Genomic DNA, 14013 nt, shown 5'->3' on the forward strand with positions numbered 1-14013 from the left:
CTACCGGAATATCAAAAATTTTATCGCCTTTTTTATATCTTGATTTTAAGTGTCTTACATAAAAATGACTCAGAATCAATATCCAACTAGAATCGGTGCATCGAGTACATGAGAGGAAAACGCGCTCATTTATTTGTTGCAATACAAACAGAAGAAGTCTGCGAATGTCATTCAACTGTTCTGATTGTTTAGAAAAGGCACCTTTAATACCCCGTGGTTGTCAATAAAGGGACAACGTTACCCTAATTACGCATTGGACAAGACAAAAAGCAGTCAACAATTGACTGCTTTTTGTTTTTGATCTTACTAAGCTGGTTTTATCCATATTCGCCAGAAAACCACTAATGTTTTTTTATGATCGCAGGCTCAAATATATGGCATCAAGTATCTTTTCGCTGGCATACCCATCTCCGTACGGATTGACTGCTTCGCTCATTTGTTGATAAAGAACAGTGTCTGTTAGCAATTGTTTCGTGGTCTCATATACCTTTTGCTCACTGGTTCCAACTAGTTTCAGTGTTCCAGCTTCCACTCCTTCAGGTCGCTCAGTCGTATCCCTCAAAACCAAGACCGGTACGCCTAAGGATGGCGCTTCTTCTTGAACACCGCCTGAATCTGTTAAAATCAGAAAGCTTTTCGCGGCAAAATTATGGAAATCCGTCACATCAAGGGGCTCGATTATTTTGATCTGATCTGACTTGTTTAATACAGAATTAGCAATTTTTCGAACAGCTGGATTTTTATGGATCGGAAAAATGATTTGAATATCTGGAAAATCAGTGATCAAACGATTGATTGCTCGAAAAACTTCTACCATCGGCTCACCCAAATTTTCTCGGCGATGCATAGTTAGTAAAATATTTTTCTTCTTTTCATCTAAGTTTTCATTTTTATAATGCTCAGTAATTGTATACCGCATCGCATCTATCGCTGTGTTGCCAGTTACAAATATTTTTGATTCAGAATGATTTTCTGCTAGCAAATTGTTTTTGCTCACTTCTGTTGGGGCAAAATATAAATCCGCTAGAACATCCGTCAATTGTCTGTTCATTTCTTCTGGGAAGGGAGAGTATTTGTTCCAGGTTCTCAAACCAGCTTCTACATGCCCCATCGGGATTTGATTATAAAAAGCAGATAAACCAGCAGCAAATGTTGTTGTCGTATCTCCATGAACTAAAACAATATCTGGCTTTACCTCCTTAATCACTTTATCTAATTCAACTAGGACTTTGTTGGTGATCGATGACAAGGTCTGTTCTGTTTCCATGACCTTTAGATCAAAATCGGGAGTGACCTCAAAAACCGATAATACCTGATCCAACATTTGTCGATGTTGCCCTGTAGAAACGACTGTCGCTTCAAACCGCTCATCTTTGGCCATCACCTTTACTAAAGGTGCCATTTTTATCGCTTCTGGTCTTGTTCCAAAAATGATCATCGCCTTAATTTTGTTCTGCAAGATCTTGATCCCCTTTACCTATAGACTGATTAAAAAGAAAGCAATAATTCCAATTACTAAGCTGACAAATGATAAATTTCTTAAACTCAAATGCTTTTCCATTTTCTAACCAACCTTTTCGAATTTCGCGTTATGAACGGTTTTATTCCATTTGTTTTGTGGTCTGAACCACGATACAAACCCAAAAACTTGGGCAATCATATAAGTGATAGAATTGTAGATGAAACTATAAACTAAGCGGAAGAAAAGAATTATTTTTCTCCAAAAATTATTTTGTGCCTCAAAGTACGGTGTCGCTTCTTCTAGGAAATAGACTGTTGGGATAATCAAAAAATTCAAACATTCCATAGATACCCAAAAAACAAGCAATGAAAAAATATGTGGAAGATAAACAAAGAAGCGATTGTCAATAAGTGAGAACGCTAAAATAATTAAAAAAGCAACGGGTCTTACCATCGAATAAGAATAGAAAAGTGTTTCAATCTTACTCATTAATTCTGGTAAACTTCGTGATTTGAACCATGAGATCAACTGTTTAAACGTCGTTGTAAAGGCAACATACCAGTGTCCCTGCGCCCAACGCAATCGTTGATTATGACTAGCTATAAAGGAATTCGGTTTTTCATCATGAACAACTGCAAAATGATTCCAGCCACTTTTCATTCCTTCTATGGACAATTCCACCTGAAGCTCAAAATCCTCCGTATAGCTTCTTGGGTTCCATCCGCGTTTCTCCAAGTATTTTGTATCTAGAATAAAACCCGTGCCGCCGATGGCAGAATTCCACCCTAAAACATAGTTTGCATATTGTACGGCTCTATTTGTAATGAAATAGACAGCAGCATAGCCCGATGCAGTTATCGAGCTGACAACATTTTTCATACCAAGATACCCTTGTATGACAACAAGTTCAGGATGAGCGATACTTTGAGAGTTCATTTCCGTAAGATAGTTAGGCTCAACAATGTTATCTGCATCAATAAACGCGATAAAGTCATAGCGCAACCAGTCACCTGTATCAATATACTTGGCGATCGCATGGGGCTTGCCTCTGGGTTCGTCTGGTTTGGAGACATTTTCAAAGACTTTGGCTTTCCCTAAACTTCTAACAATTTCCGCCGTTCTATCCGTGCAATTATCTGCAATGACCACGATGTCAAATAGATCTGGATCATACTCCTGATCAATGAGTGACTTTACTGTATCTGCAATAACATCCTCCTCGTTATGTGCAGGAACTAAAAAGAGAAATCTTTTTTGCGGCGAAACGATTTCATAATCTCTTTTTGGTTTTTTTAAGCCGAAAATGGATAGAGCTGTAAAAAATAGTAGATTCCCAAAGACAATAATGATCAAGATGATAGAAATAAGTACTAATGGTTCAAATAAAAAATTTGGTAATCTAAACATAATGTAACCTTCTTTCCATATATTTATGAGTTCATAGTTTACACGAAAAAATATAAACGACCATAAATTAAATGGATTTCAATATCATAATGTGTGTTTTTTTATTTCCTTCGAATTTATAATTAATATTAAGAAGGATTAATCACAAACTAGAGTCTTCAATCGTCTTCCGTATGAACTCATTTTACATAAATAAGTATACTTATTTATTTCAAGCTTACAAATAATTAGTATCCTTGTGTTTTTTCGTTTAAAAAATAGTATTATTATTATTTATTCTGATGAATTCGTTATATATTTTAATTTTCTCATTTAGCAGAACTTTCTAATATTGATAAAAAAATCACACTTATGACCATTTCAAAAGAAAAAGTCCTGATACATTTTGTATCAAGACTTCAGATTCTCTTTATTGAATGATCAAATAGCCTACGCCATTTGTATTTATTAAACTCAATTGTTTCCCATTGCCAATATCGTTACTTTCAATCTCGTTAAAGTTTGGATGGTAGTCTCCAATTGTTCGTGTTGTCGCTCCAACATTTAAATCTTGTGTTACATCCACGCCATCTGTTGTTTTCAAATTGATTGAAAGCTTGTATTCCCCACCTTCAAGCGTATTTAATTCTGTGTTTTCTAAAATCCCTTGATACCCGTTGAACACACCGGAATTGTACCAATCGATATTCGTACAGTTAAAGGATTTTACAACTTCACCTGCATCATTTACTAGGTTCAATGTTTTTGTCACGTTTTCATTATTGGTCAAATCAAATTCTGCGTTATCGATTGAACCTTCAAGAACCAATCCATAGGGCTGCCAGTAGCCTAGTTTAAAGAAGTTCACCGTTTCCGTCGCCAGATGTGAAACGGTTTGAGAAACTGTTGGGCTTTCGTTGCCATCGATCACTTGAATGACATCAATTACAGTACCTTCCACCTGCGGATTAATCGGCATTGTCCATCTTAAATCAGAACCTACAGTAGTAGTACCGAGTAGCTGTCCGTTGATAAATGCATTTATTGTAGCACCTGCTTCACCCAATCCCGTCAATTGCTTATCCTTGTCATTCACCACATTCAAAACAGGCGCTGGGACAATCACTTCTGGTGTTTCGATAAGTAATTTGTAAGGATCGTTATAGGTCATTTTTGCTTGTAAATCTGGGATGTTTGAGTAAATCACATGACTAATCTTGCCACCGTCCATTCCTAACATCGCATCAACCGGCTCATTTACTGAAAAATCGGGCGTTTCAATAGTGCTTGATTCCCATCCACTAATTTTTTCAGCTTGAATCTTCATCGTTCCAGCTTCTGGGAAATTAGTCGCAAGGTTGCCAACTTTTGAGGTTAATTCGATTTTTTTAGGGCTATTGAATTCAACCACACTATCTTTTGCGAAATGCAGGACATCTCCTGTTCCATTCGCACCGTGATTTACAAGGAAGCTCGCTCCTTCATTTACTTCAAGCAGGCGATCGATATCTACAGTCGCTTCAGTAGCATGTGCCTCTGTTTGTCTATTTACTGTAAGTGCAGCATTGCTTTGTACGGTTAAATCACCAAACCCATTCACATCTGTCAGCTCACTTGCACTATTTATTGTTACATCCGCATTCGGCTTGATAATTAAATCTAGCGAATCATTGGCGTTGTTAAACACACAATCATCTTCATTCGTAATCGTTACTTTGGCGTCATTATCAATCACTAAGTAAGGAACGCCAATATTTCCACCATTGAAGCTAAAGGTCGAAAGTGTATTTTTTTCGTGCATTAAATCAAACTCACCGGAAATCGTCACACCTCCTACTTGAGCAAACTCTTGTACAGGAGAAGCAGAGCCCACGTCCTTGATATTGATTTTACTGCTGCCTGAAAAGGACACATATCCCTGTTGGTTATAAATCATTTGCGGACCAGTGTAGGTAATATTTTCATAGCTTAGAGTAACCCCAGCAAAACTATCGGCAACTGAAACCGGACCATAATAGTTTTTTCCTTGTATTGCGCCATTTTTGATGGAAATTGTCTTCGTTGCGCTTTCTGTCGCTAAATGGATTGTATTAGACAGACTCGTTGAATTTACATCTGTATATGTGTGTCCTTGCAAATCGATAGAGAGACTCGCTTTATTCTTATTAATTGCAATCCCGCCAGTTGCCTCAATATTCGCAGAAAATTTAACCGAGGTTATTCCATTGTCCTCTTCTAACGCGCTTTTTAAATCCTCGAAGGTTGAAACTTCTACTTCCGTTGCTTTTGAAGTTTGTTCAACAGGTATTGCAAATACCGTTTGAACACTGTTAATGGCTGCCGTACCTAAGCTAGATACGGTTATTAGTCCCGCTAAGACCTTCACCGTTTTTTTTCGATAACTATTTCTCTTCATAATTTTGTCTCCTTATTAAAAATTTTTTATACTACATGAATACCAGCATAACCATCTAATCGCTTTGATCCATCACCACACTTTTGTTATTTATAATTTTTAAAAATCATATTAAAAATATCCTTAACACAACATAAAAATGCATTTGACCAATCAAATAAATCATCCTACACAAAAAAATATAAAGCAAAAAATAACTATCCACCCGAAGTATTGTATTAGTTTTCTAAAACAATAAAGCTTTAATACAAGCTATGATAGCCTTCACATTTATAATTAAAACATTCTTTTTAATAAAAATCAACCAATTTCAAAAAGAAAAATATAACAAAATATCTACCGGATAAACAGATTTTTATTATAGATTCAATTTTTCTAAAAGCTCCATTAAATAACAAAAGTATAATTAAAATAAAGATACGCAAACGTTTTTTATTTTACATTAGAAAAGTTATTGTTTTTTTTGCAGAACAGCGTCGTTCCTATTTCACAAATCCCCTTCAACTTGGATGTTGCATTTGGTTTGAATCACTTCCTATTTTCGGAATTTTGCTGAGGAGTTCCATTTAAATATCTCTTAAAGCTGACAAATACTTCGTAATAAAGAGGAGATACATGGAGTATGGGACTCTTAATACTTGATTCTGATTTCTTTTTTTGTACATGCTAAAGAAAACTTTCTAAAGTTTTTAATTCGTTTTACTGTAAATTATTCAAAAAAAGACTTTGGATTCCTTATTCAGAAATCCAAAGTCATCTCTACTCATAAAATTTTTACCTGTCTCTACCCTAACTGATACGTCCAATTGTCATTATAGAGCGAGAATCGTTCTGCTCGATATGCCCAAGCGCTCGTTGGAAAGTCTGTTAAATCAACATCCAGCACGGTCTCGCCATCTTCGGTCACCTCTATGATCGAGCTGGTCTTCCCTTCCTCACGGTAGCCAAAGTTGACTAGGCGGTTGCCGTTATCGGTCAGATAACGGGCGCTTCCGATAATTTTGGTGAAGTAGGCTTCCCCTAGGTCTTCGCCGAAGGTCCATACTTCTTCGATCGTCCTATCTTCTTCGTTGATCCGGACTTGCCGAGCCTCAGAGTATTTTTCGGAGTCGGCTTCGTCGCCGCGAGTGACGGAGATATTGTTGTCGTAATACAGGATATCCGTAGTCTCTGCGTTGTCATCCTGATCGGGCAGGACGATCGCGGCGTGTTGTCCGCCACTGGCTTTGATGTCGCCGTCTAAGAAATATTTCTGATAGCTCTCAGGCCAGCCGCTGCTGTCGCCCATGATCCACTTGATCTCGTTCGTGGAATAATCAATCTTCATAATCGTATCTTGATGCCTCCCCGAAATAATAATACTGTCATCTGCCTCATCGTATTCTACTGAGTTTTGGTGGAACCAATCGATCTTGCCGTCCTCACGACTGGTTGAATCATACTCTTCGTAAAAGGATTCTGGTAAGATATCCTTTAAATCAATCGTTTTCTCGATCTCCCCTGTTTCACGATTTAATTCGATCATCGTGTCTTCAATGTAGTTACTGCCGTCATTGACCGTCAAGAGCAGGTTGCCGCTCGGCAGCTCGATGCCGTCATGATGGATCACAGTCATTTCACCTTCGCTTTTACCGGTATCGTTGGAGGCGCTAGAGCTGGAAAAATCGTAACGGTTGTAGATTTTTCCTAAGTAGTCCGTCTCTAGCAGCACATTGTAGGTATCGGCGTCATTGCTTTCTTTTGTAAGATATAGCAGATTTCCATTGGCTAATTCTTTGAAAATATGACTGTTGTAGCGGGTGGAATACCAGCGAACATCGCCATTTGCATCAAAGGCATAGGCACGTTTCGTACTTGGAACCACAAAGGTCAGTTCACTGTCTCCTAGCGCCATTTTTTCCGTATCGGCGTCATTGACCTCGATATCAGCGATGGATTTCGCTAACGCTCCTGTTTTTATCGTTACCTTTTTCTCCATGCTGGTACCTGCTTCATTCGTCAGCTTCACCGTTACTTCATTGTCCGTATCAGCATATAAGCCTAAAACGGGAATACTATGGTCTGTCGTATAGTCATCAAAATTATTTTTGATTGTACTCTCATCGTCCTTGCCAGCCACTGAAATTTCTACCTTCATTGCTTCTTCTGTCTGGAAAAGCAGCAGTGCTGACAGCGGGCTGGCATCGTAAGGATCGACCTTGGCATAGATATTGTCTGCATTGTAATCGCCGCTTTTCAGCAGTTCTTGATATTCCTTTTCTTTTTCGCTTTGATCCTCCTGCCACTCTTCATTCAGTGTGACCGATAGCTCTTCCGGCTCTGTCTCATTGGACACCGTGCCGCTTACACCGCATCCTGCTAGGCAAACTATCAATCCGATAAAAAAAGTCGTTCTCTTAAAATATCCCTTCACGCGCTTCCTCCTTCCTAGGAAACCTGACTAAATTCTTTATTTTTCAGCTCATAGACCACATCGCAGGCCTTCGCCACCTCCTGTTCATGGGTAACTAAAACAATACATTTTTTCTGCTTATGAGCGATTTCCTGAAACAAATTGACGATCTCACCTGAAGTCACTTCGTCTAAATTTCCGGTTGGTTCATCCGCGACGATCAGGTCATGCTCACAGCACAGAGCCCGTGTGATCGCGACCCGTTGCTGCTGCCCACCAGATAGCAGCGTCACTCTTTTCTCCCCTAATTCTCTGGTGATGCCGACTTTTTCTAGGTTCGCCAGCGCATAGGCCTTTTTGTCTGCCTGCTGGCTTTGGGCGATCTCCATCGCTGTCACCACATTGTCCACAGCCGATAAATACGGCAGCAGGTTGTAGGCTTGAAAGACGATGGATACATCTTTACGACGGTATTCTCGCAAACCGATTTTTTTCAACGAAGTGTCTTCATAGAGAATTTCTCCGCTTTTGGGTGTATCTAAGCCTGCGATCAGGGACAGAAACGTCGTCTTCCCTGACCCGCTAGTGCCTAAAATCGCGTACATCTTGCCCTTTTCAAATGTCAAATTCACGTTTTCAAATAATGGACCGCTATTTTCATACCAGTAGCCTAAATCCTTTGTTGATAGTGTCATAAATACTTCCTCCTTCTTCTATTCGCTTACGAAATCAAAATCTTTTTCGGGTTCAACCGCAGAATGCCTGCCGATGATAGGACAATCGAGAATAGGCTGATGCCTAAGCCAATGCCTGCCAGACTGAGAATTTCCATCGGTTGGACAGAAATGTTTAAGTCTTGGATTTCCTCTGTTTGAGTGAATGGATTACCGCTCATTTGACCGCCGCCACGAGGTCCGCCATTGCCGCCTCCTGGCATTTGTCCTTGTCCAGGGCCGCCATTATCTGCGGCATCTGCCTGACTATCCGTTTTTTGCGAGGTGGTTTGCTGGCTTAGTAGCTGGTTTCCTACGGCGTTTCCGACAACGTTCCCGCTGGCTGCTGCGATTCCTAAGGCAAAGACCATGCAGACAAAAATTTCAACGAAAAATTGAGAAATCACCTTCATCCGTGATTCGCCTAATGAGAGTAGGACGCCGATTTCATATTTCCGTTCTCGAATCGAAAGCATGATGATCAACGTCAAGATGATCACGCCGGCTGCGGCTACTAGGATCACGATGTTTTTGGCAAAGCTTGACACGTTGTTCAATGGCTGCAGCATTTGCTGATACATTTGATCATTAGTCTCTAAGCTGAAGGTATCTGTGTCGATCAGCTTGTTGGCTTTCTTCACGAAGCTGTCCATTTCCTTTGGATCATCCAAGTTGTAAACAGCCGAATCGATGGTTTTTCCATCTGAACCAGTCAAGGTGCTCACCATGGTATAAGAAGAAAAGATCGTGTTTGATGGGTTCATAAAGTTGAAGCGTGCCCCCATGCTGTCTCCTGAGCTGCTGGTTTTGTAGATTCCTTTAATCGTCACTTCGACATCCTTGTCGTCGCTGTCTTTGATCTTGAATTTATCACCAACACTCAAATCATTGGCCTCTGCTAGACTTTGTTCGATCAAAACATTGTTGGTTCCTTCATCTTCAGCCGTAATGGCTTCCCCTTTTACGAGGCTAGCTGTTCCCGCTGAGAATTCACTATAAGAGCTGCTTTCTGAAACGCCTTTGATCTGAAAATCCCCTTGGCTCATCCCGCCAGGTGCACCCTGTCCACCGAAGCCAGCTGCCTGCTCATCAGAAGATTCCTCGTCACTGTCGCTGTCACTAGATATCGGTGTGATCCCTGTACTTTTATCTGCGGAGGTACTTGCCTCAAAGGAATACGATTTGACATTGGCTAGTTTCGCGATTTTTTCCGCATCGCTCAGATTGACCGGCGTCTGTTCGAAGCTTCCGGGATCTGGTCGGCTGCTTTCCCCATCAGAATCTGATTCGGCATTTTTAAACATCGCCTCCCGATTCGTCGATAAGGTGACCGTCGCTCCGACACTCTTTTTCGCGTTTGTGGTCGCTAAGTCTGCGCCGCTGCGGATCGTTAACCCCGCCAGCACAAAGATTAATATGGCTGAAAAGACAGCGATCATTAAAATGCTGCGCCCTTTCTTTGCCCAAAGGCTTTGGATCGCCCGTTTGATATAGTTCATAATGGTTCCTCCTTCATTTGTCTGCCTGTAGAATAGTCAAGCTGGCTTAACCGAAGCTTAAGCGAGAGATAAAAAGTTTTAAGGTTGATTTAGGAAAGCATGGTAAACTGAAGGAGGAATAAAGATAAGGGGAATAAATATGATAAACCTATTAATAGTAGAAGATGAAGTGACACTTTCTGATAACATCAAAGAAATCTTGTCAGACTTAGGAGAAATCACTCAAGTGTACGATGGCGAAGAAGGACTGTTCGAAGCAGAGAGCGGCGTGTATGATCTGATTTTGCTAGATTTGATGCTGCCAGGTAAAAGCGGCTATGAGGTCTTAGCAGATTTGCGAGAAAAAAATATCCAGACACCCGTATTGATTTTAACAGCCAAGGATAGTCTGGAAGATAAGGTGACCGGTTTTCAAAAAGGCGCGGACGACTATTTAACCAAGCCCTTTTATCGCGAAGAGCTGATCATGCGTGTCAAAGCCTTACTAAAGCGCTCGTTGGGACTGTTTGCCGAAAATCAGGTGATGTATAAAAATATTACCTGCAACCTCGCAACAAAAGAAGTCGCTGTAGAGGAAGAAATCCTGCCGATCCAAGGAAAGGAATTCGATCTGCTGGTCTACTTCATCCAAAATAAAGGTGTGATCCTGACCAAGGAGCAAATCTTCGATCGGATCTGGGGCTTCGATTCAGATACGACCATTACAGTCGTAGAAGTTTACATGAGCCATTTACGAAAACATCTCAAGCCGGCCGGTGTCGATCAGTACTTCAAAACACTACGGAATGTCGGCTATATTTTACAAAAGGATTGATGCAATGAACACGGAAATAACACGAAAACAACGCTTAAAATTTTTCCTGATTAATGCAGGCGCCTTTGCGGGAATCTTCCTGCTGTTGGGCTTCATTACCCTGCAGCTGCTCCAAAGCTCAGCCTATCGCCAAACAGACCTTTCATTAGAACAAATGGCGAAAAATGATCATTTGATTGAGATGGAGATCAATCGTTACCAGCAGGACAACCCCTTCCTCGCTCAAATACCTGACGAGCAGAAGATGGATAAGGGCCCTGGCGGAAACAACCGTTTCAATACTCAGATCATTTTATGGTCAGAGCACGGGGAAATTTTGAATAAGGATGTTCTGGGGGGACGCTTCACTGAACTGGAGTATCTAACCTTAGACAAGGAGAACTTGGACACGATTCAGTCGCTAAAGTTAGAAAATTCTTCTGATTCCGATGAGAAGCTGGCCTTTCACTCCTACACGATTGCGGCGGATAAAGAAAAAAAAGCAGACGGAATTGCCTATATTCAATTTTTAGCCAATACGAATCAGATCGTCGATTCCATGAAAACCTTCGAGACAACGCTTATTCTGTGTATGATCGTTTTCTGGCTGCTTTCCATCGGCTTAAGCTTTTACATTTCAAAAATGAATATGCAGCCAATCATGAACTCTTGGCGCAAGCAGCAGGAATTTGTCGAAAATGCCTCCCATGAATTACGGACGCCGCTGGCGATTATCCAAAATAGTCTGCAGCAATTGTTCACTAAACCGGATCATACGATTTTGGAAGAATCCGAACCGATTGCCCAAGCCCTGAATGAGACCCGACGAATGAAGGGCTTGACTGAAGACCTATTGACCTTAGCTCGCAGCGATTCCAACCAGCTGCTTTTACAAAAAGAAGCCATCGAACCGAAAGTCTTCATTCAACAATTGGCTCAGCCCTTCCAGGAAATCGCGGAAATGAACGAAAAACAGTTCATCTTGGAAAATTTCGCAGATCAGCCCATGATGATCGATGAGAAACGTATCCATCAAGTGCTGGTGATCCTGCTGGATAACGCCTTGAAATACACCGATACCAAAGAAAAAATTGTCCTGCAATCGGAAGTTTCCGGCGACAACTGGCTAATCGAAGTCAAAAACAATGGGCCTTCCATTAGTGACGAAGACAAGAAGCACATCTTCGAACGCTTCTATCGCGAAGACCGCTCCCGCTCCAAAGAAACCGGCGGCTACGGCCTCGGCCTCGCTATCGCCAAGCAGATCATCAGCCAGCACAAAGGCAAGCTGACGGTGCGAGATTGGGAGCCAAGAGGCGTGGTGTTCCAGATTAAGCTGCCGATGAAGTAAGTATGTAAAAAACGCCCAATCGACTCCAGATCGATTGGGCGTTTAGTATTTATTGTCTATTTGATTATGCTTCATAGGTTGTTTTATCCATTCTGTCGATAAAATTACCAAATAATCGGGTGTAAATGTAAAACTAACCCAGTAATTTGAAAAAAGGCATCGATTTTATGCGATACCTTTTCAACACTGATTATTCAATTCTTATTACCCAAATTTCCCCCGTGGTTTTCCAACCACTGCTTCACCTCAGCTACCAGGGTTTCCGGATAAGCATACTGATAATGGGTCGCTAATTTGCGTGACAGACCTTCGTATAATGACATCGTCTCCTGCAGCGCACGCCAGCTGTCTTCCGCATCGAATCTGCCAAACACGCCATTCAATTGGTCAAAAATATCCTTATCCACCCATTCATAGATAAAACGACCGGCATGCCATGTATCATAGTCATCGCCGTGAACCATTTTTTCATACCATTCAATCGTTTGCAGCAGCACCTGCTTGCATTCCGCTTCCCGCAGCTTGACGGTCCACAATTCTTTCCGCAGAATCTGCTTTGCTAAATAAATCGCTAGGAACCAAAACATGTTTACGGTATAGTCAAAGCTTTCAGCTGAAATTGTGGACGAACCAGAGTGCTCAAAATGTTGAGGTATCAGCCGCCCCGCGTCACCAGTCTTGTCAAAGAGCACCCGTGCACCACGACAAAACCATTTTAGTGGAACATCCCGCTCGGTTTGTGCTTGAAACGTCGTCAGCGAATCGATCACAAAATCAACCTGGTAACCGCCTTCAAAAAGCGTCAGCCATTCCAAACCACCACCGCCATTTTGAAAGGGTATTGCCGTGTTTAGTTTTCCTAATTGCTGAATCCAGCTGCTGGTATCAAGATAACGCTTCGGATCATCCACGTACATTTGAATATCCAGATCAGAATACTCATCTGCACCATGATCTTTTCTTGCCCGAGAACCAGCTACATAAGCAACGTGAACATCGTCCTGCGCCTGCCCCCATTGAATAAACCGCTGTTCAATTTTCTGGTAGAACTCTCCGCTTTTCATCCCGCTTTCCTCTTTTCTCTTGAGTGATCATTTCAAAATAAATCAAATCCAGCCGAACTTCCGACAGGCGTTATAGATCCCGTCATCCACATTGCGATCCGTCACATAATCAGCTCGTTCCTTCAGCTCATCTACCGCATTTCCCATCGCGATGCTGGTCCAGCTTTTATCGAACATGACCAAATCATTCACATCATCGCCAAACACAACGACATCCTTTTGCGGCCGATCAAAGTAATCCAGCACATCGAGGATACCCTGCTTTTTGTTGTCATGCTGGCACATCGTATACTCTGGAACAAAGCGCAGCTTGGCAAAATTCTTCGGTTCAGGAATCAAATGATCCTGCTCCTTAGGCAATGCCAAATAGAACTTGAAAATATCCACTTCCTCCACGTTAAATGCCGGGTCAATGAAATACTCCGTCGGCTCCTGTCTCGGCCCTACCTGTTCTCTAAATAAATCATTCTTGGCATAGACCTTCTCCGAATCATCTATCGCAACAAGGACACCGATGCCTTTTTCCTCGGCTTGGCGGATCACCGCCAACGCTTCCTCTTTATCCAATGGCGTATTTTTCACCAATTTATTGTTAATAACCACACCCATACCGCCGGAACACACCATATTCTCCAATCCAAGCTCCGTCAGTAATTTCCGACTCTTATAATGCGCTCGCCCGGTCGCGATTGAGACAAAATGACCGTTTTCCTCCAGTAACTCCAGTGCCCGCTTCGCACTAGGAACCACCTGCCCCGTCCTTCGATCCGTCAATGTCCCATCGATATCAAAGAAAAATAGCTTCTTTTCCATTTTTACCCGCTCCTTCAGTTTTGTAACACTTGTCAATTATTGTATCACACTTGATTGAGCAGAAAACCTGTCTGTATTAGCAGCCTCCTAAATTTGTCATATTAGATCGTTTACTTAGTCATGA

At 41.4% G+C, this 14013-nt stretch carries 10 protein-coding genes; 2 read left to right on the forward strand and 8 right to left on the reverse strand.

Features of this window, described 5'->3' with window-relative positions; all coding sequences use genetic code 11:
* Window positions 1-352: 352 nt before the first annotated feature.
* From wecB to IGI50_RS19805, 6 genes are all read right to left on the reverse strand, one after another.
* Window positions 353-1438 carry a non-hydrolyzing UDP-N-acetylglucosamine 2-epimerase gene (wecB, locus tag IGI50_RS19780; protein ID WP_438778441.1) on the reverse strand — a complete coding sequence of 362 codons (1086 nt, stop codon included), beginning with the start codon at window positions 1436-1438 and terminating at the stop codon, window positions 353-355.
* A gap of 126 nt (window positions 1439-1564) precedes the next feature.
* A complete protein-coding gene (locus IGI50_RS19785; RefSeq protein WP_438778247.1) occupies window positions 1565-2869 on the reverse strand; it encodes a glycosyltransferase family 2 protein in 1305 nt (434 codons plus the stop codon).
* A gap of 409 nt (window positions 2870-3278) precedes the next feature.
* Window positions 3279-5264 carry a pectate lyase-like adhesive domain-containing protein gene (locus IGI50_RS19790; protein ID WP_438778248.1) on the reverse strand — a complete coding sequence of 662 codons (1986 nt, stop codon included), beginning with the start codon at window positions 5262-5264 and terminating at the stop codon, window positions 3279-3281.
* Window positions 5265-6048: 784 nt separating this feature from the next.
* Complete coding sequence (locus IGI50_RS19795) at window positions 6049-7677, reverse strand: aryl-sulfate sulfotransferase (protein WP_438778249.1); 1629 nt, start codon at window positions 7675-7677, stop codon at window positions 6049-6051.
* 14 nt (window positions 7678-7691) lie between these two features.
* Window positions 7692-8351, reverse strand: a complete 660-nt coding sequence (locus tag IGI50_RS19800; protein WP_438778250.1) for an ABC transporter ATP-binding protein — start codon at window positions 8349-8351, stop codon at window positions 7692-7694.
* 26 nt (window positions 8352-8377) lie between these two features.
* Complete coding sequence (locus tag IGI50_RS19805; protein ID WP_438778251.1) at window positions 8378-9868, reverse strand: ABC transporter permease; 1491 nt, start codon at window positions 9866-9868, stop codon at window positions 8378-8380.
* A 139-nt stretch (window positions 9869-10007) separates the two neighbouring features.
* Here IGI50_RS19805 and IGI50_RS19810 point away from each other — a divergent pair, with 139 nt between their 5' ends.
* Both IGI50_RS19810 and IGI50_RS19815 read left to right on the forward strand, forming a co-directional pair.
* Complete coding sequence (locus IGI50_RS19810; protein ID WP_438778252.1) at window positions 10008-10682, forward strand: response regulator transcription factor; 675 nt, start codon at window positions 10008-10010, stop codon at window positions 10680-10682.
* A gap of 4 nt (window positions 10683-10686) precedes the next feature.
* Window positions 10687-12012: a sensor histidine kinase gene (locus IGI50_RS19815; RefSeq protein ID WP_438778253.1), complete on the forward strand. Its 1326-nt coding sequence runs from the start codon at window positions 10687-10689 to the stop codon at window positions 12010-12012.
* 194 nt (window positions 12013-12206) lie between these two features.
* Here the strand turns inward: IGI50_RS19815 and IGI50_RS19820 are convergent, their stop codons facing one another.
* Together IGI50_RS19820 and IGI50_RS19825 are read right to left on the reverse strand one after the other, a co-directional pair.
* A complete protein-coding gene (locus IGI50_RS19820; RefSeq protein WP_438778254.1) occupies window positions 12207-13076 on the reverse strand; it encodes an aminoglycoside 6-adenylyltransferase in 870 nt (289 codons plus the stop codon).
* Window positions 13077-13118: 42 nt separating this feature from the next.
* Window positions 13119-13889: an HAD-IIB family hydrolase gene (locus IGI50_RS19825; RefSeq protein ID WP_438778255.1), complete on the reverse strand. Its 771-nt coding sequence runs from the start codon at window positions 13887-13889 to the stop codon at window positions 13119-13121.
* Window positions 13890-14013 lie beyond the last annotated feature (124 nt).

It is taken from the genome of Enterococcus sp. DIV0170 (assembly GCF_051710765.1).
Lineage (GTDB): Bacteria > Bacillota > Bacilli > Lactobacillales > Enterococcaceae > Enterococcus_A > Enterococcus_A raffinosus.